This window comes from Corynebacterium sp. ED61, assembly GCF_015233855.1.
In the GTDB taxonomy this organism is placed as follows: domain Bacteria; phylum Actinomycetota; class Actinomycetes; order Mycobacteriales; family Mycobacteriaceae; genus Corynebacterium; species Corynebacterium dentalis.
Genome location: NZ_JADGIT010000002.1, coordinates 107,227 through 125,483, shown reverse-complemented (window position 1 = coordinate 125,483; position 18,257 = coordinate 107,227). Strand labels below are relative to the sequence as shown.

Genomic DNA, 18,257 nt, shown 5'->3' with positions numbered 1-18,257 from the left:
CAGCAGCTGTATCACTCACTCGAGCAACGGTACACGCTCAACTAGCCATAGCACTGGGATGATGGCGTGGGCATTTCCTCGACTTGCTGGTTGGTAAGCGTGGCTAAACCTCTTTACGATCGTCGGTCATCCCCTTTGCTTGAGGCTGGAACTCCTCAACCAAGAAGGGTCGTCTGAACAGAGGGGTGCTGAGCCATTCTGCAGTGAGATGCCGTGCGTCAGTAGTAATTTCTCCATGCAGATACTGTTCACCGAAGTTTCGCGCCTTCATGCCGTTCCATAGAATTTGGCTGGCAATGTATTGACCCAGCACAATGCCCGATCCGAGCGCCATGGCTAACAAGAGAGCAAGTCCGAAGCGGGGGAGAGCAGGTTTATCGTTCGAAAGGTCAACGAATCCAAGGTAAATCTGCATGCCGGGAAGCAACGGCGCTAGCGCCACGCCCAGGGCACCAGTAGGAGTCAACTGGATCCACCTGGTGCCAAGCACTGCAACTGCGCCGAGGGCTGCTGCAGCGATGACAAGTGAGGTCACCGTAGACAGCCCTACGCGTGTTAAAGTCTCAGAGAGCGTAGCAGCACCAACCGCAAGCCCAGCGATCACCGGCACGCGGGACCAAGGCGCGTGGCTACCCAACGCGAAACCACCGGCGATTAGGATAGCGGAAACTGCGACGATGAGTAGTGCCCTTTCCTGCTCGGGCTCTTCGGTAAGATCCAGGCTAAGGCCATAACGGGCAGCGAAGGACAACGCTCCAATGACACCCACCACTAGACCAGCGGTGACGAGTGCCGCGTCGAGGATGCGCGCCGTTGCAGTTAAATACCAGCCGGTGAGGACATCTTGAGCAGCGCCAAGTGCCGCTCCACCGGCGAGCTTAGCAACCAATGCTGCTGTGATAACGACTGCAGGACTGGCCTCGGTGGTGAACTCCACTATTAAGAGTGCAGCCCCCGTGGTAAGAGCTCCGGTGGCTACATGGATGAAGAAAATCGGCATCTCTTGTTCTGATAAATATCCCGAAATTCCTTCCATGACGAAAGCGATTATCGCGGCCAAGAGCATGCTGACCCATCCTGCGCCGAGCAACATAGCGAATCCTGCGGACATAAGCGCCCAACCAAGCAAGCGAATGACAGCATGATGGCCAAGAGGGGTGTACTCAATTTCCTCTAGGCGCTGTGTGCCTGTTGCTAGGGAAATATCCCCACGGATGACATCTTTGGTGGTGGACTCCACGGCGCGGATGGCCGACAAATTGAATTCGGCGGTTCCCACGGCGTGGCTGATGGAAATAGACCGGTCCTCGTCCGGGCTAATCTCAGACATCGTCAACTGATCCATCGTGACGGTAGCGGACGCATTTGGTCTGCCAAAAGTGCGCGCGACCGCGAGCAATGTGTGGGTGACTGTGGCAGCTGGGGCACCGTTGCGGGTCATGATGGAGCCAGCGAGTAGGGCAAACATGAACACACTGTGCAGCGAAGGTTTAGACATTAGCTACAGTCTAACCCGCATCCACTGAAGTTGAATGGGGGTTCTACTAGGTCGGGTTAAGGGTTGTCGCGTTTCCCCTCGTGATTCGGAGCCTTTATGTATTGACTCGAAACGTGTCAGCTGAAATCGCAGAAAATACCGCGTGGACTTTCCCTCAGAAATCCCCGTTCCGCAACATATCGGGCCGCTCCTCGTCCCCGGTGAAAAGGCTATGGCGGACTACTAAATCTTCCGTGACTCCGCGTTGTTCACAGACCGTCGACTCGTCGTCCGTGATGCTCGCGGCTTGCGAGTAAAGAAAGTGGAACTCTATTCCCTTCCTTGCTCCTCAATCAACATGTGGTCTTCTGAGAATGCCGGGACGTTCGATCTCAATTCTGAAATAAAATTGTGGACGCGAGCAGGAAAAATCAAAATTAGCTAGGGTCGCGATGTGGACGTTCGTCGCATGGACTCTCTAATCGCTCACGTCTTGCTTGCTTCTCATTAGCCCCACACTTACTGCAATTGGAATGCCTGAGTAAGCACCGCCGGTTTTTAGGCAGCCAGATTCGCGTGAAGGAGGTTCCTAATGTCAGAACAGCTAGTTACCACACTGTTGGACAAGTACGGGACAACCTTTGCCGAACAAGCCCACATCACTCTGAAGAACGAACCCTCCCCGTTGTTTCGCTTACTCACCCTCAGCATGCTACGAGCCAAACCGATCGGTGCGGACATCGCAGTTCAGGCACTCCTTGGACTCAATAAAGAGGACCTGGACACCGCGGAAAATGTGCATTCCGCGTCTCGGCGAACCATGATTGCGGCCCTTCAAAAGAGCGGCTCACGCTCGTTACGACGAAAGCTCGGCGACCTACCTGCATGAGGCCACAGAGCATGTGCTCAAAGAATAGGGCGGGGACCTCCGCGATCAACGAACTTTCGGAAATATCAAAAAAGATTTATAGAAAATCAGTGGTGTGGGTTCCCCTGCGCAGACATGTTCGCCCGCAACGTCCAAGCCGTGTGGCCGGCACTCGCACCGGCACTAAATACCAAAGCAATTCAAGGCGCCAAAAGACTTTGGCATTCCGCAGGCCCATAAACCCTTGGGCAAATGGTGAATACGGAAGATCTTCCCAGGCTGTCAGCAGCACTCGTGCGAATCGCGTTGAACCAAACTAACTACATCCTGCTGCCCGTCTAATCGGCCTTTTTCTCGCGAATATCTTTAAGCGCAGCTGAATCGCCAGCCACCATCTCGCAATCTCGGGCAAACTCCTGATCGCCGAATCGAAGCTGCCGTACCGTGAAAATTACCTCGCACCCGTGAGGATGGTGCATAACCCGCAAGGGGTTGGTGACAGTTATGCCTGTGGGGGCATGACGTCGTGATCTGCAATAAGAAAAAGATCCCGTGGCACAAAACAACGCGAACGTTCCCCATCGGGTACATTACGAGAAGGTCAGCCCCATCGATCTCCACCTGTGAGAGCGCTAGGCCCGCTGCCCATTGCAGTAAATGGCCAGGTGTGGCAACGAACTCGTATACATCGCTGGCCGGGACATTAATTAACTACACATGAATAATGTCGGCTCTCCATAGGAACAACCTACCCGAGGAGAGCCGGAGACTCATGGTAGAAGCGATTTCGTTTTAACCAGCGGTTGGGTCGAGAACTACCTTCACACAACCGTCTTCTTTTTCCTGGAACATGTCGTATGCTTCAGGCGCCTGAGAAAGAGGCATGCGGTGCGTAACGAAATCATTCAGACCTAGCGGGTCGGCGCTGTCTTCAACGAGCGGGAGCAAATCATCAATCCAGCTACGGACATTACACTGCCCCATTCGAAGCTGAATCTGCTTATCGAACATTGTCAACAGTGGCATAGGGCTGGCTGTGCCTCCGTAGACACCAGAAAGGGAAATGGTTCCGCCGCGGCGTACCAAATCGATGGAGGAGTGCAAAGCAGCGAGGCGGTCCACGCCGGCATTCTGCATGAAGGGTTCGGCAATAGCGTCGGGAAGAAGACCAGCGACATCGTGCGCAAACTTACCCACCGGAGACCCGTGAGCTTCCATGCCCACCGCATCAACCACAGCGTCAGGACCACGTCCTTGCGTGGCATCACGGATTTCGTCAGCGGTATCTTCACCACCGTCGAATACCTCAATCCCGTGACGAGCTGCCATGTTCCTGCGTTCCACAACGGGATCGATGCCGAACACTCGCGCGCCTAGGTGGCGTCCGATACGAGCACACATTTGACCGATGGGTCCGAGACCGTAAACAGCTAACGTCTCACCTTCTTTCACATCGGCATAAGCGACTGCCTGCCATGCGGTGGGGAGAACATCACTAAGGAATAGGTAGCGGTGATCGGGGAGTTCTTCTCCCACCTTGACCGGACCAAAATCCGCGTGAGGGACGCGGAGGAACTGTGCCTGCGCACCGGGAACGGATCCGTACAGCTTGGAGTACCCGAAGAGCTGAGCACCAGAGCCAAAGTCCTTAACCTGAGTGGTCTCACATTGAGAGAAGAGTCCACGTTGACACATCCAGCATGAACCGCAAGAGATTGTAAATGGGACTACCACGCGGTCACCCACGGTGAGCCCGGATGCGCTGCCCGCTTCAACTACGCGACCCATTGGTTCATGGCCGATGACATCACCTTCCGTCATGAATGGGCCGAGAACTTCGTAGAGGTGCAAGTCGGAACCGCAAATACCCGTTGAGGTGACCTCGATGATTGCATCCGTATCCTGCTGGAGGGTGGGATCAGGAACGGTCTCAACGCTGAGTTTCCGCTTTCCTTGCCAAGTAAGAGCCTTCATTTTTTCTTCTTATCCTTTGGTCTTTGTGGTGGTGGGAGAGTTTTTCTTAACGGTCCGTAGTGCCGTCTTCTGTGAATGCGCGCGGCGCCGCATAGGCGTGGACTTCTTCGAGGTTCTTTAGCTGTTGTTTCGCATCGTCAATGAGCTGTTCAAATACACCGGGATCCAGTCCCAAGTCCTCAGCGTGTGAAAGTAAGGCTTCCCACCCGCCCATCTTGGCTTGCACTGCGCCGCGCATAAGGTCGGCTTCGAGAAGCAACGTCATGGGTGAGCGCTCCACAGCGCGCTTATTGAGCTTCAACCGACCCACACGTTCGCCCACCCACGCCACAGCTTGGCGATAAGGCTTGCGTTGCATTCCCAGATCATTAATGAGCTGCGCAAGAAAATCGCGCTCGGCGGTGATCTGCTCAGCCATTTGCCCGAGCAGCCCATAAACGGGAGTGTCGATGAAGTCCGCTGCCATGCGGCTTATTCGGTTGACCCCAGCGGTTGCTCCCGTGAGGTGGTCGGATAGATACAGCTCCAAGAGATCATGGCCAATCGTCTCCGGCAGTGGCTTGGGAGCGGATGTTCCCGTTCCTGCATTGGCACCTTCCTCCGCGTTTTCATGTATGGCCTGCACATTGCGCTGGCCCGCATCTCGCGGCTGCAGAGGAGGGGAGGAGTGTCCAGCACCGTCTGCCATCCCGTCGAGGATCTCTCGAACTGTATCGGCAGCACCGTGGCGGGGAGTCCACCCCAGCTCTCGCTTAGCGCGGGAGTTGTCCATCATGGGGACACCCATGGCCATATCGAGCCACCCGGCGTCGGCCGGGACCGCTCCGGTGGCATGAGCGGTAACCATGGCAGCACGAACCAGTGCGGCGGGTGCCTCGGCAACGGAGTCCGAACCAGTGAGAATGGTGGCTAGATCTCGTGGGGAGAGGATATCGTCGGCACAGATGTTGAACGCCCCGCCACGACCCGTCACCGCAGCTGCGGCATACGCCTCACCAGCGTCATCGGAATGAATCACCTGAATATGCAATCCCTTCGGTAGTAAAAGCGAAGGCAGAGCTCCGGGCCGTAGTTTGCGGCCAGGCACCGCAGAACCGATGAAATAGCGTTGAATTTCGCTGGCTGCGTCCCGTTGGAAAATCAGAGCTGGCCGCAGACGAGTCACTGCAATCTCAGGGTGGGCGGCCTCGAAAGCATCCAAAACATCTTCCTGATCAGCTTTATCGGAGCTGTAGTGCGAGGAATTAATACCTTCCGTAGGGAAAGATTCATCACGAAGAGGGAGATCTCCGGCGGTCGTCCGGGCATTATCAGGGGAGTAAGAACCTACAGAGCTCGCGACTATCAAGTGCGGTACGCCGGCCGCTGCGACCGCTTCGGCCACGCGCCGGGTGCCCTCCACATTGACTCGGTGGAGCAACTCGCGTCGGTTATTGGGCTGGATTAGCCAAGCCAAGTGAATGACTGCGTCGTAGTTTCGGAGGTTTTCTGTCAGCTCCGCGATGGCCTCGTCGCAAGCGGTAGCCGCCGCGATATCGATGGAAGCCCATTCGGCCGAATCATAAGGCTCGACGGTGTGATCGGGGAGACGGCGGGCGATGCCCAACACATGCGTGACCTCCGACCGACGTTGGAGCGCACGGAGGACAGCCGTGCCCGCATTTCCGGTGGCGCCTATGACTGCTATGCGCATTTCTTGCTCCCTCGGCACGGCTTGCACGTGCATTGGTGTGTAAGTGGGTTGGCCCAAGACTACACGCCGACGAAGCATCCTTGCCCGCGCCGACAATCAGGTCCATCCAGCCCTCTGCCTGCTAAAACACGAATTGAAATGACCAGTCTTTGCTCCAGTACCCCCGTATGGGTGGCCCGCTTCGAAATGAACCCACCCAGTGGATTCAGCTTCGAACAGCCTTGTGCAGGCGGGAAAATCTCACCGGTGCATCACCTACGTTCAACTGAACCGCCTCACGGCGCTCACTCTGAAAGGAATCCCCCATGTCTCCGACGCTTCGCTCTTCGCGCATCGCAGCAGGACTCTTCACTATCCCCGCCGTCTCCTTTTCGGAATGGGAGCCGCCGGAGCTGCCCCGGCAGTGTCTCCGCTTCCACAACCAACCGTTAACGGGGTGGATTTTGCGGGCGCTTTGCCGCAGCAGTCAGCTCAGTAAGGCAAGACTCAAGCCCAAGCGTGGGACGCCATCGCCTTGGGGGTTTCCGTTCAGGGTGGAACTGCAGTGACTAACGCCAAGAACTTCTCTGCACCGGCAGCCGTCTCCATTGGCCAGAATTTGTGGGCCGAAGCATGGGGAGTAAAGCCAGGTTTGGCACTTGCCGTGGCCGGCCCTAACTCCACCGCCCGTGTTCTTGGCGATACCCCCGTCGAACGTGAGGGCGAATGGGGTCTGGCAGGCGACTTTTAGACCCTCACTGGTTGCGTGGCGTGCCCAACGAACCAGGGTTCTGTACAAGTCCCTCTTAATTCCCCACCCACTTCTCGCTGGCTTGCCTCGTTAGCTTTCCAGTCCCAACAGAAACATAAGCCGCAGCAAGACCCCCTCACCAGCCCGCAAATTGTCGTTCCAAACGGATAGGTTCGCGGGCCGTGTTCCACGTCACGAACACGTCAGTGGCAGTAGAGGAAAGATGCCCCGCAACCTCCAGCGATCTATATCGAGCAGTGGTGATCGTGCCGACCTGAATTTCTTCCTGACCGCTACGGCCGGAGCTGGTGTACACCGTGCACTTTCCCCCTAAGCCATCAACTCCAAAGATGCACTGAGCGGACGAACGATCCGTCGGCCAGGCCGCTTGCTGTAAGTCCACGTTGATGCGGCCCAGGGCCGGACGTTGGTCCACTACTCTCACTCTCGGGTCATCTGCGAATAAGCCCGTCTCCTCCGAATGCAATGCGCTAGCGGGCACCACGACGTGGACGTAGGGGATTGCCAGCCATCCGGTGATCACCGCGATGGCAACCCCGGGCGGCCACTCTCCAGCGTTGTCGGGCAACTGAACGAGAACGTCAGCGTCGTCGAAGATCACACCCTCTGGTCGGGCTAAGGGGTGAGTAATCCTCTTCGCCAGAGCGAGCGTCTCCGGATTCTTCTGGGAACACGCTTCTTCCCACCCAGCTTGCCGACCCGACCAATCCGGTTCTGGATGAAATGCAAGTGCCGCGGGGTTGTGGTGGAAGAGTGCGCCTGCATTCCAAGCCCTCCATCCGAACTCCCAGTCCTCCCCTCCATATCCAACAATGGTGGTATCGAATCCCCCCACACGATCGAACAACTGCCGGTGGCATGTCAACACTGCGGAGATTATGAAGCGCCACGAGGTGTCATCAGCACCTGTTAGATTGCCAGTACGAAGCCACGCGTCGCGCAACCAGGCGGGCTCCTGAGCATTGCCGTCCCCCACCTCACCGTGTACCCGCCGACCCACCACTAAACCGCGTGGATCGAGCGCGGGTAATCGGACAGCTTCGCGTAGGTAAGCGCGACTCGGAATCGTGTCTCCGTCGACAAACGCCAGAACCTCACCGCGGGCACCACCTGCACCCAAATTCCGGGCAGCAGCCGCTCGGAATCCCTGATCCGCTTGCCGCTCAACCCGGATGGGGAAACTGTACTCCTCTGGGATGAAGGTGGGGGGAGAGCTAGAGCCGTCATCTGCCACCACGCATTCAAATTCGCCGGGATAGTCTTGCTCCGCAAGTGCGCGCAGGATTGCCCGCAATCCCTCCGGGTTGTCGAAGTAAGGGATCACTACGCTCACCAGTGGCCAATGTTCTGGGTTTCTTCCCACCAGCGGGTAGTTCTTCATCACATCAAAAGGCTCCTTCATCCACACCTGGTGATAGGAAGAAGCCACCTGCGCCCACGTCCAGTCGCTCGGCGGGTCAGAAGGATCACAGAAATCTGAAGGAAGAGCAGCGATAGCTTCAGGCCAGGCGTCGTCTTTCACAAGAACTATGAAATTTGGCCACCGTTCCCGCAACTCTCGAGGGTAGGGACCGTCCGCCACGAGAACTCTACGTCCCAAACTAATCCACTTCATCAAAGAACCGGATGCACTGAAATGGCGATGCGCGCAGACCGGAATGCCCGCCCGGAGCATTTCTTGTTCGAGTTCTTCCGGATCGAGAAAGCCCGTGATCTCAAGGTCGACGCCGGCGCGCATACTGGCCGAACGTAAGTCATCAGCCAGCCACTCGTGGCCATCGGCTATGCGGCCCAGAGCTCTCAGACTGTGAATGCCATGTGCGGGGTTCTTCGATAGAGAATCTAGGAGCTCCATATGCCCCTTACCCGGGTAGATGAATCCCATGATGGCAATGTCATCGTGAATACTCGGAGGGTTAGGGGGGGTGGAGGATGAGGGCTTTATAGTGGTGACGCGCTGCGGAAGAGGAAGCGGAACCACACGCAGTGCTGGGTGTGGATTCTGGGTAAGACGCTGGGTGAAGAATCGAGCCTCGTGCTGCGAATTCACCACCACTGCATCGGCGCGTTGAGCGAGCTCAACGTAGGCCTTGGCTCGGCGCGCAAAGCGGTCAGCTCCCTCCTCTAGTTGGGGGACATCATGAAAAGAAACACTGAGTGGGTGATTCCCCACCAAGTTAAGGACGCGGGTGAGCGCCTCAGACGGTGAACTGCCGAAGAGGTGATCGGTGAAGTAGATCTGTAGCGGCCCAGCTGGAAATTCACGAGGATCTGTGGGCAGAGCAGTCCAATTGTCGAATCGCACAACGCGTCCCCCAGCGTGCTTAGCGAGGAGGAGACCGTATTCAACCACCCCGTGCTGTTCTGGGCCAACGATGAGATGAGTAGGCAAAGTCATGCCCGGGCCCCCTCGTGTTGATAACCCAGTAGTCGAAGGAGGGTGGCGTGGCGCGTCATGGCTGAGGTTACGAATTCTGGATGATCGGTGTAGAAGCGGCGGTGAGCGAAGGCGATCTCTTCGGGGTCTAGGGGTCTGCCGTGCAGGGTCCAAGAATCGCGGTCAGCGGGTACCTGTGGGTTATTCGGGACGAGTGTTTCCCAGGCAGCAGTATCGACAGGTTCGCGTAGGTGGCCCAGCATTTCTCGATCCATCGGGGCACTGACTTGGTCAGAGGGTTCGGCGAGATGTGCCCATTCTATTCTCCGCTTTGCGATTGCCTGCTGCACCTGCACACCGAGTCGTTCCAACGTGGCATTGTCCGGGTGATTGAGGGTGTGCCATGTGGGGCACGTCCTGAGGTAATCGGACATGATGACCGTGCCATGTGCGCGTTCGCGCTCTCCCATTTGTTTCACATTTAAATCAAGAATGCCTGGGTAGTCAGCGGGATTCACTCGAGTCAATCCACCCAGCTCCGCGAGGATAGTTATATCGTGGTATGGAACAACTGGCGGGTTGAGGGAGGTATCTGCGGGGGAGCGCACAATGACCCACGTTGGATTGAGCGCGCTGAATCGCAAAACTGGGAAACGGATGACCTGTGCCTCGCCTTCATTGTCCATATTCTGCGCGCGGAGCATCTTTTCAAGCTGAGCTGTGCCGCAGGGCAAGCCGCGGTAATTGTCCCGTACTGGTTGGGATACGAGAACGTTTGCCCACCGGAGTGCGTGATGCACAAACGGCATATCTTCCTGCGTCCATTCGTGGATCGGCGGGATCCGGAATGAGTCGATAGGTTCTGAACTGTTTAACACGATGCGGAGGGACTCCGCTTGGCAATTTCCCACCACTACAACTCGCGGGCGGGCAGTGGCCGTAGACGTAGCGTTAGAGGTACCGGCCGCGTCTGTGGAACCCGGTAGCGGAAGGAGTCCGTAGAACTGCCCGTAGTGGCGAGTCCGGTCCGTAACTCCTGAGGAGAGAATGGGTCGCCTAGGTGCGCCACCGGACGCGGTGACAGAATCAGCGGTTGATGGGGGTGTAGCTGGCGTGTCGATTGCTTGCATCCTTGCAGGGGAGTCTTGATAACTTCGGGAGGCTTTCTTTACTTCAAGTATGCGCTCTGTAGCGATTCTCTACTAGCAGCAACCGGTTGCCGTAGGGTTAGCTCCACGGCAACCCGGCTGCATACAGCGTGCATGTTTTCCGCTAATGTACTTACTTAAGCCGAGGGCCTTTCGTGGGCACTCGGCTTAAGAAAGCGTATATGCCTAGTGTGGGAGGAGTCGGTTCATGGCAATCCTTTCCATACCTAGCGCGCACCCTTACGTCCAATCCATTCAGCCTCGTGGTGGGTGGTCGTTTACGCATGTGTTGCCGGACCCTGTGGTCAATCCGGATAAACCTGCCCAGTGGTGGCCTCATCCCGCTTTCCACGCACATTGGTGGCTGGATCGGGAGCGTATAGGGACTTCGGAGAGGATTGACCTCGTTCACGTGCACTTCGGTTTTGAGCACTTGACGGTTCACCAGACTCGGGACTTTGTGGAATTGCTTCGCATGCGGCGCATTCCGTTGGTCTTGACGGTGCACGATATCGACAACCCTCACGTGGTTGATCAGCAGGCGTTTCATGCGCAGTTGCGAATTCTTTCAGACGATGCGGCCCGCATTCTTACACTCACTGAGGCTGCCCGGGTCCGCTTGACCCGAGACTTTGGGATCGACCCGCAACGCATAACCGTCGTTCCTCACCCGAGAATTATTGAGGATCCACAATCGGTGGTGGCAGCACAGATGGGAACGGACATTGGGATATTCCTGAAATCGGTGCGTGCCAACGTGGTTACGGATGCGGACTTCTATATCCGCATTGCGGAGCGTTGTGTCGAGAAGGGCCGTCGTGTCACCGTCTTCCTCCACCGCGATCAGGAAGGCACCGTTCTTCATCGATTGCTCTCCGATTCCCCCGCAGTGCACCTTGTACTCCATGAACCTTTTTCCGACGCCACCCTCTTCAGCACAGTGGCAGAGTGTTCCACTGTCATCCTGCCGTATCTTCGAGGTACGCATTCTGGGTGGTTAGAGATGTGCCGTGACTTAGGTGTGCCTGTGGCTTACCCGGATTGTGGATGTTATTTCAGTCAACTGGATGATTCCTCCGCAGGTGAATCATACCGGGTTGCCGATGCTTGCTCAGCCGCCGATGCGGCAGTGCGTTTAGCTTCGGCGGGTTCAGCCCCGCTGGCTGTAGATCGCCAAGCCCAACGTTCGTTCGTTCTCGATGTGCATGAGCAGATTTATCGGGCGATGTCCACACCCAAACTCAATATCGCCCTCATCGCACCTGCCCGTTTCCCAATCGCCCAGCCCTATGCGGGAGGCTTGGAAGCATTCTGCGCGATGATGGTGCAGGCGTACCGGCACTTCGGGCACCGAGTAGACCTCTATGCCGCCGCCGGTTCGGATGGCCACCAGCGGGAATGGGAATTCCCTGGCGTTAATTGGTCGGGTTACGAAAAGTTTCGGACTGACCATACGTACCCGCCTGGTGAAATGGATCGAGAAGATGCGGCTTTTGCCCGTACTATCGCCCACTTGGAGCAGGCGGTCGAAGCGGGTGTTTACGATGTTATTCACAACAACTGTCTCCACCCCGCCCCATTTCAGACTAAGCGGCCCCTGCCCATGCTCACCACGATTCACACCCCGGTGGATGAACGCATGCAGAACGCAATCAGCACCGCTGTTTCTGAGCGCGGGTCGCGTGGGGCGGGTGCCTTTGCTTCAGTTAGCAGGGCAGCATCATCAACGTGGGACCTGCCGGAAGAGCCAATTGTTGTCTCTAACGGCTTCGATGAGAACATCTGGATGCCGGGGGCTGGTGGGGAGCGCGCTGTGTGGTTCGGTCGTGTCGTGCCGGAAAAGGGGCTGCATTTCGCGATCGACGCTGCCCGTGAACTTGGATTGGAATTGGACATTGCCGGACGAATTGGAAATGAGAGCTATTACGAAGAGGAAATTCTTCCACGGCTAGGTTCGGACACCCACTGGGTAGGTGAATCCTCACAGGAAACTCTCTCTGCATTGGTGGGCGGCAGTAAGTTGTGTTTAGTAACCCCTGTTTGGGACGAGCCCTTCGGTTTGGTTGTGGTCGAAGCATTGGCTTGCGGGACGCCTGTGGCTGCATTGGCGCGCGGGGGAATTGCGGAAATCCTGGCGGATTTCCCGCAAGCCCTAGCCGACCCCGCCAATCCGGTCGCTGAACTGGTCAGAGCCGCTCGCTACGTGATGTCGTTCAGGCGGGAGGACTGGGCTCAGTGGTCCCGTCAGAACTTCAGCGGCCGCCGTTTAGCGAACATTTACACAGAGATCCTTGAAACAGTGGCTTTCAGTTCGCAGGTGACGCAATGACAAGCGAGCAACCGGTCGTTGGAATGTACTCCCATCACCAGGGATCAGGGCACCTCCACAGGTGCAGAACCATCGCATGTGAATTGGCTGCGAGGGGAGCTAAAGTCACTATCTTTTCCTCTGCCATTCCACGGACCGCGTACGACAGCGCACCTGACAGACGACCTTATGAGGAACGGTTTATCCCACTGGATGTTGACCGAGCGGAAGATGTCTCAACCCAGGGGCCTCCGGCTGAAGATCCCACGGCCCATGGAACTTTACACTGGGCACCCACGGACCATCCCGGTTATACACGGCGGATGTTGGCTTTGGCAGCGTGGGTTGCCGAGAATCACCCGGAAGTGTTCTATGTGGATGTTTCAGTTGAGGTCGCTTTATTCATCCGTTTGCTCGGGATTCCCGTTGTGACTCTTGCTATGCCCGGGCAGCGAGTCGACAGGACTCATCAAATGGCTTATAAGCAGGCTGCTGCGATCATTGCTGCGTGGCCAGAAGATGTTGGTGTGCCCGCACATCTGCAGGAATATAGAAATGTGGTGAGTTGTGTCGGTGGAATAAGTAGATTCGACACGCCTACCCGTCCGACCGCAAAAGACACCCCGCGTGACATCTCCGCACGTCGTGTTGTGGTTCTTCAAGGAGCGGGAGGTACGCAATGGACGGAAAAATACTGGATAGACGTGCAACGAGCTTGTCCTGGGTGGACTTTCAATTTCCTCGGTGGCCGAGTTTTCAGTGACAACCCGTTACGTGACATGGGCGGTGCTGATGTGGTTGTTAGTGCCGCTGGGCAAAATTCAGTGGCTGATATCGCCCTCACCGGGAAGCCCTGCATTCTGATTCCTCAGGACAGAGCATTTCATGAGCAGCATGCCACTGCCTCCGCTGTAGCGCGACTCGGTCTTGCTTTACAGTGTGCGGATCTGCCTGAACCGCACGAATTCCCTTCACTTTTAGAGCAAGCCGTGAGCATGAATCCGGAATGGGTGCTATGGCGGGTTGAGGGTGCAGCGAGGCGAGCGGCATGCGTGATCTTGGAATTATGTTCTTCTGCCCGCCTGGGTAAGGAGAACTGGACATGATCGTCGTTAGTATCGCTAGTGCCGACCGGGCACAGCGGTTAGCTGAACAGCGCAGGCATGTTGAGCTGGGCTCGCCGAGCGTCAAGCATGGCGTCGTCATTCTCGGAAAGGAATCGCTGGATATCGCGGGCGTGGAATGCATCGCTCACGTGAAGGACACTCCAGTCAACCTTTCTCGGGCTCGCAACTTGGCAGGCGATTGGGCAGCAACTCAAGCGAGTACAGGTGGGGAGGCCATAGTTTTTCTCGATGTTGATTGTCTCCCAGCCGAACAGCTCCAGGGATGGTATCTGGAGGCCCTCTCCCAGTATCCAAACAGCGTGCTGAGCGGCCCCGTTACGTACTTGCCGGAGGATGCTCTTACGGAGCCAGAGCGTTTACACGAGTTGAGGAATCCTCACCCAGCCCGTCCTGACCTCGAACCGGGCGAGGTTCGCCAAGCTACCCACGGTGAATATGATCTCTTTTGGTCGTTAAACTTTTGTGTGAGCGCCCAATTTTGGCGAACCCTCCGGGATCATGGCATTGGCTTTGACGAACAGTTCACGGGGTATGGAGGCGAGGACACAGACTTTGCCTGGAATCTTCGGGCCATGGACGTATCTCTCTGCTGGGTGGGTGGCGCGGACGCGTTCCATATGTGGCATTCAGTGTCCTCGCCACCGTGGGAACACTTGGAGGATATCGTTACCAATGCAAACCGATTTCACGATAAGTGGGGTCAGTGGCCCATGCGTGGCTGGTTGGATGAGTTTGCGGCGGCGGGTGCCATTCGGTGCGAACACAATGTGTGGGTTGTGGTTAGTTAAGAACCCATGACGTCACCCGATAACATACTGCTCCACCTGTCAAAAGATGAGGAACAACAGGTGCGTTCAATCTTCGCTGCTATGTCCGAGCGTGGTTTTCCCCAGCAACGGCAGACACCGCACATCACCATCACTTTCTCGCCGTTCATGAGCGATAAAGCTGTTGAGCGCGCTGCGGAGCTGCTTCCGCCGGTAATCCCGGCACAGTTTCGTCGCGCGGGAACCGTGGTGTTTGGGACCAAGGGCAAGCAGACGATCGCCTGGCTGCTGGAAACCTCCGAGGAGGTGGAAGAGGCTGCGCGCGAAGTCGGTGCCGCCAACCCTGACGGCCGAGGAAAGCAGTGGATCCCACATCTGACCATGGGTCTGCGCATCCCGCGACACTTGGTCGGCGAATACATCATGGCCCTCGACGAGGAAACGTCCTCGCACTTCAAAAACATGACCGCCACCAGAGCTTCCCTGTGGCGGCCACGCACCCAGGAGCTGACGGTCTTCGCCCACAGTGAGGCGTAGGGCTATTCGTGGCGGATTGCGGGGCTCTCGGCCTCGCTGGCGGACTGCGTTTCCAACTGGAACGTAGAGTGCGCGATGGAGATAGGGAAGTGGTGCTCTACGCAGTTCTGGATATCCCGCAAGATCTCGGGAGCATGGCTATCAGCGAAGCATTCGTCCGCCAGCACGATGTGCGCCGAAATTGTCGGCAAGCCCGTGGCCACCGTGGAGGCATGTAGATCGTGGACGTCCAGCACATGATCAATGCCCATTATGTGCTCCCGGACCTCGGAAAGATCTAGGTCCTGAGGGGTGAACTCCATGAGGATCGCGGTGGTCTCCCGCATGATTTTTATTGCGCGGGGAACAATGAGAGATGCGATAAAGAGACCCGCGATGGCGTCGGCCTGAAGAAACCCGGTGGTCGCCATCACAATTGCCGCGATGATCACACCGAGGGATCCCAACGCGTCCGCAAGGACCTCGAGGAACGCGGCGCGCATGTTGAAATTGGCGCCGCGGGAGGAGGAGAGCACCACGATGGCGGCGACGTTGGCCAACAGGCCGATCACGCCGAAAATCAGCAGTTCGGTGGCGGGAACCTCGGGCGGGGAGAAAAGCCGCTTGATGCCCTCGACAGCAGCGTAAATACCCACCACCAGCAGCAATGTGGACTGACCGAGGGCAGCGATCACCTCAATGCGACGGAATCCCCACGTGCGCTGCGGATCGGCCGGGAGCATCATCAGGTTGGCTGCTATCAGGGCGATGAGTAGGCCGGAAGCGTCCGTGAGTGCGTGCGCGGTATCGGTTAACAGGGCGAGGCTGCCAGTGAGGAGCGCGCCGATGGCCTGTGCCACCACGATGCCCGCAGTGATGCCGAACGCGATCCACAGCTTGGTGCGGTGGTCGCCGGGGCCTGCGGCGTCCGCAGCTCCGTGATCGTGAGAATGTCCGGCGCTCAAGTGAAGCTCCCTTCTGCAACAGCTTCTTATCTGCGGTGATTATATCACTGGGCGATGACGGGTGAAACAGCCGAGCGTCGCTTTGCAAACCAGACAGATCGGTCTATGGTGAGAGAATGCCTTTTGGAGAGTTCCCTGAACGAGTCAACGAGCACGCAGCCCGCACCACCGCCATGCTCGTCATCGCGCTTGCCGTGGTCACCATTGCCTGTGCGCTGTCGATTCAAGGTGGTGTGACGATCGCCCTGAACCTGCTGCTGGTGATCGGTTTCGCGCTACGCCTGTGGGCAGGGCCAAAGTACTCGCTGTTCGGCCAGCTGTCCGTGCGCTACCTAGCCAGCGCCGCGTTCGGGGAGCCGCGCATCGTCTCCGGCGCGCCCAAGCAGTTCGCCCAGGGCATCGGCCTGGTGTTCTCCGTGGTGGCCCTGTTGTTTAGCGTCTCTGGTCTTTTTGTGGCGACGTCAGTAACCCTCATTCTGCTCGTCGCCGCAGCCTCCGCCGAGGCCTTCCTTGGTTTCTGCGCTGGCTGCTGGATCTACCGCCACGCCCAGCGCGCAGGCATCCTTCCTCCCGATGCCTGTGAGACCTGCGCCATCTAGAACTATTCCGTCTCGCCGGTGACGGGAACCGCGAGGCCAGTGATCAGATCGGCGGGATCCGTCTCCGGGGTGGGCATCGTGTCATAGGCCTCCCAGGACGGCGCACCGAATTCCATGCCGGACGTGTGAATCTCGCCGAGGAAATCCTCCCATGCCTGCGGTAGACCGTCGTAGCCTCCACGGTGTTTGGTGATGGCAATCCGGCCCTGCGGGAGAGAAGAATTGCTGATGGTGAAATCTCCAGCAGCAATGTCTTCCGTCAGACCGTCGTTGACTGGGAAGCCGATTTCCATCGTCGCGGTATCCGTTGGGGGAGCGTCATAGCGCGCGAACGCCGGACCCGTGGGTGTGAACTTGCCTTGAGAAATGGCCTGACCAAGGGCGGTGAAAGTGGCGTCGAAAATCTCATGAATCCGCGCCATCGGCCAGTCCTCCACGCGGACGACCACCGTGGACATGCCGGGGAAATCGATGGTTTGGATTGGATCAATGGTGCTCATGAATGCTCCTTGTCGGTGAGAGGTCACGTTCGAGGGTAGCGAGACTTCGGTGACCGCGGCAGAGGCTCAAGCACGTTACGTCTTGCGCAAGCGCGTGAAGGGGAACTTCTCCGGATTCTCCGCCGAATAGCCAAACGCAACCACACCGATGGCCACGGTGGCGCCGATGACCGTCTCCACAAAGCGAGCGAGAAGCAGATCCGGCACGTCCACGGGAGCAGCGATCTGCGTCATCATCAGCGCCACCGGAGTGATGAAGAGCAACGCCAGCGCATAGTTACGGGCGATGTAGAGCTCTCCTAAGAACTGCAAGATGATGATCCACACCACGAACTGCCACGGATCGATGGGAAAAGAAAGCAAAAAGCCAGCGAGCATCACGCCGCCAAAGCTGCCGAAAATGCGGTGCAGAGAGCGCACAAACCTGTCGCGATGACGCGGCGGAGTAATCGGCGCGACCGCCGCCACCATCGCCCAATAGGAATGTGACAAGCCAGGAATGCCCTGTACAGAGAGTATTCCGATGGTTCCCGCGATTAACGGCGCGATCAGGAAACGAAGCCCATGGCTGCGGATTTCCTTCGTGGACAGGGGAGCGGGCGTGGGTAATTCGGGAATGCCACGACCTTCTCCAATCAAATGTGCGCCCAATCCCAGCACCACACAAAAGGCCGCGGATGCGGCCGCGATGAGGAAGGCCAATCCAGGATGAACGCCACCGTGGACGCTGCCCACTGCTGCCGTCGCAAAGATAAAGAACACGGAACCCGGAGGAACCAGAGCGAAACGAGCCGCCATCATCGCCGTGAAACTTGATAACACGGAGGTCACCAGCATGACGATCCACGGCCCGGCGGCGAACCAGCTGAGCGTGGCGCCCACCGTCACACACATCGTGAGCAACGCGCCGGCCAGGGACTGCTTAAAGAAGCGCGCTTGCGGCGATTCGTGACGTGCGTAGATGCCAGTGAAAGCGCCGAAGGTGGCATAAATGGCCAGGTCAAGACGATGCGTGGCGAGAAGAATTAGCAGCGGGATGGCCACGCCGAAGGCGATGCGGAAAGCGGGAATGTGATCTCGGTTCGCTGGGGCAAGGCCGAACAACTCCCGAAACTGCATGCGCGCTCCTTTACTCTGCTTGTCCTCAACGTCGTCGATGGTAGACCTCTGGGAATCGCAGGAACGCA

14 protein-coding genes and 1 pseudogene are annotated in these 18,257 nt (G+C 57.5%); 7 read left to right on the top strand and 8 right to left on the bottom strand.

Features of this window, described 5'->3' with window-relative positions:
* Positions 1-103: 103 nt before the first annotated feature.
* A complete protein-coding gene (locus IM764_RS02640; protein ID WP_194186793.1) occupies positions 104-1,498 on the bottom strand; it encodes a threonine/serine exporter ThrE family protein in 1,395 nt (464 codons plus the stop codon).
* Between the two features lie 113 nt (positions 1,499-1,611).
* Here IM764_RS02640 and IM764_RS02635 point away from each other — a divergent pair.
* Together IM764_RS02635 and IM764_RS02630 are read left to right on the top strand one after the other, a co-directional pair.
* A pseudogene (locus IM764_RS02635) lies at positions 1,612-1,988 on the top strand (PH domain-containing protein).
* Positions 1,989-2,069: 81 nt separating this feature from the next.
* Complete coding sequence (locus IM764_RS02630) at positions 2,070-2,366, top strand: hypothetical protein (protein WP_194186792.1); 297 nt, start codon at positions 2,070-2,072, stop codon at positions 2,364-2,366.
* A 771-nt stretch (positions 2,367-3,137) separates the two neighbouring features.
* Here the strand turns inward: IM764_RS02630 and IM764_RS02625 are convergent.
* Together IM764_RS02625 and IM764_RS02620 are read right to left on the bottom strand one after the other, a co-directional pair.
* Positions 3,138-4,319, bottom strand: coding sequence for an alcohol dehydrogenase catalytic domain-containing protein (locus tag IM764_RS02625; RefSeq protein WP_099297439.1), 1,182 nt, complete (start codon positions 4,317-4,319; stop codon positions 3,138-3,140).
* 46 nt (positions 4,320-4,365) lie between these two features.
* The gene (locus IM764_RS02620) at positions 4,366-6,012 is read right to left on the bottom strand and encodes an NAD-dependent epimerase/dehydratase family protein (protein WP_194186791.1); all 1,647 of its coding nucleotides are present in this window, start codon (positions 6,010-6,012) and stop codon (positions 4,366-4,368) included.
* A gap of 544 nt (positions 6,013-6,556) precedes the next feature.
* Here IM764_RS02620 and IM764_RS02615 point away from each other — a divergent pair.
* Entirely contained in the window at positions 6,557-6,742 is a 186-nt protein-coding gene (locus IM764_RS02615) for a hypothetical protein (RefSeq protein WP_194186790.1), read from the top strand.
* A 136-nt stretch (positions 6,743-6,878) separates the two neighbouring features.
* On the opposite strand, the gene IM764_RS02610 is transcribed toward IM764_RS02615, so the two are convergent.
* On the bottom strand, positions 6,879-9,161 hold the full coding sequence (locus IM764_RS02610; protein ID WP_194186789.1) for a glycosyltransferase: 2,283 nt from the start codon (positions 9,159-9,161) through the stop codon (positions 6,879-6,881).
* Positions 9,158-10,051 carry a WcbI family polysaccharide biosynthesis putative acetyltransferase gene (locus IM764_RS02605; protein WP_312096747.1) on the bottom strand — a complete coding sequence of 298 codons (894 nt, stop codon included), beginning with the start codon at positions 10,049-10,051 and terminating at the stop codon, positions 9,158-9,160. The genes IM764_RS02610 and IM764_RS02605 overlap by 4 nt, the downstream gene beginning before the upstream one ends.
* A 445-nt stretch (positions 10,052-10,496) precedes the next feature.
* On the opposite strand from IM764_RS02605, the gene IM764_RS02600 reads away from it, so the two are divergent.
* The 3 genes from IM764_RS02600 (at position 10,497) to IM764_RS02590 (ending at position 15,027) form a co-directional block, all read left to right on the top strand.
* Complete coding sequence (locus IM764_RS02600) at positions 10,497-12,617, top strand: glycosyltransferase (RefSeq protein ID WP_228073263.1); 2,121 nt, start codon at positions 10,497-10,499, stop codon at positions 12,615-12,617.
* A 302-nt stretch (positions 12,618-12,919) separates the two neighbouring features.
* Complete coding sequence (locus IM764_RS02595) at positions 12,920-13,702, top strand: glycosyltransferase (RefSeq protein WP_228073262.1); 783 nt, start codon at positions 12,920-12,922, stop codon at positions 13,700-13,702.
* 815 nt (positions 13,703-14,517) lie between these two features.
* Entirely contained in the window at positions 14,518-15,027 is a 510-nt protein-coding gene (locus tag IM764_RS02590) for a 2'-5' RNA ligase family protein (protein WP_194186785.1), read from the top strand.
* 2 nt (positions 15,028-15,029) lie between these two features.
* Here IM764_RS02590 and IM764_RS02585 read toward each other — a convergent pair whose 3' ends face one another.
* Complete coding sequence (locus IM764_RS02585) at positions 15,030-15,971, bottom strand: cation diffusion facilitator family transporter (protein WP_194186784.1); 942 nt, start codon at positions 15,969-15,971, stop codon at positions 15,030-15,032.
* A gap of 116 nt (positions 15,972-16,087) precedes the next feature.
* Here IM764_RS02585 and IM764_RS02580 point away from each other — a divergent pair, with 116 nt between their 5' ends.
* Positions 16,088-16,570: a DUF4395 domain-containing protein gene (locus IM764_RS02580; protein ID WP_194186783.1), complete on the top strand. Its 483-nt coding sequence runs from the start codon at positions 16,088-16,090 to the stop codon at positions 16,568-16,570.
* A gap of 2 nt (positions 16,571-16,572) precedes the next feature.
* Here the strand turns inward: IM764_RS02580 and IM764_RS02575 are convergent, their stop codons facing one another.
* Together IM764_RS02575 and IM764_RS02570 are read right to left on the bottom strand one after the other, a co-directional pair.
* Positions 16,573-17,070: a GyrI-like domain-containing protein gene (locus tag IM764_RS02575; protein WP_099297417.1), complete on the bottom strand. Its 498-nt coding sequence runs from the start codon at positions 17,068-17,070 to the stop codon at positions 16,573-16,575.
* A gap of 75 nt (positions 17,071-17,145) precedes the next feature.
* Complete coding sequence (locus IM764_RS02570) at positions 17,146-18,189, bottom strand: FUSC family protein (protein WP_159460936.1); 1,044 nt, start codon at positions 18,187-18,189, stop codon at positions 17,146-17,148.
* Between the last annotated feature and the right edge of the window lie 68 nt (positions 18,190-18,257).

Excerpts from the sequence above, each read along its gene's own strand:
- IM764_RS02640 (WP_194186793.1), bottom strand. The coding sequence starts at position 1,498 with ATGTCTAAACCTTCGCTGCACAGTGTGTTCATGTTTGCCCTACTCGCT.
- IM764_RS02630 (WP_194186792.1), top strand. The coding sequence starts at position 2,070 with ATGTCAGAACAGCTAGTTACCACACTGTTGGACAAGTACGGGACAACC.
- IM764_RS02625 (WP_099297439.1), bottom strand. The coding sequence starts at position 4,319 with ATGAAGGCTCTTACTTGGCAAGGAAAGCGGAAACTCAGCGTTGAGACC.
- IM764_RS02620 (WP_194186791.1), bottom strand. The coding sequence starts at position 6,012 with ATGCGCATAGCAGTCATAGGCGCCACCGGAAATGCGGGCACGGCTGTC.
- IM764_RS02610 (WP_194186789.1), bottom strand. The coding sequence starts at position 9,161 with ATGACTTTGCCTACTCATCTCATCGTTGGCCCAGAACAGCACGGGGTG.
- IM764_RS02600 (WP_228073263.1), top strand. The coding sequence starts at position 10,497 with ATGGCAATCCTTTCCATACCTAGCGCGCACCCTTACGTCCAATCCATT.
- IM764_RS02595 (WP_228073262.1), top strand. The coding sequence starts at position 12,920 with ATGTTGGCTTTGGCAGCGTGGGTTGCCGAGAATCACCCGGAAGTGTTC.
- IM764_RS02590 (WP_194186785.1), top strand. The coding sequence starts at position 14,518 with ATGACGTCACCCGATAACATACTGCTCCACCTGTCAAAAGATGAGGAA.
- IM764_RS02580 (WP_194186783.1), top strand. The coding sequence starts at position 16,088 with ATGCCTTTTGGAGAGTTCCCTGAACGAGTCAACGAGCACGCAGCCCGC.
- IM764_RS02575 (WP_099297417.1), bottom strand. The coding sequence starts at position 17,070 with ATGAGCACCATTGATCCAATCCAAACCATCGATTTCCCCGGCATGTCC.
- IM764_RS02570 (WP_159460936.1), bottom strand. The coding sequence starts at position 18,189 with ATGCAGTTTCGGGAGTTGTTCGGCCTTGCCCCAGCGAACCGAGATCAC.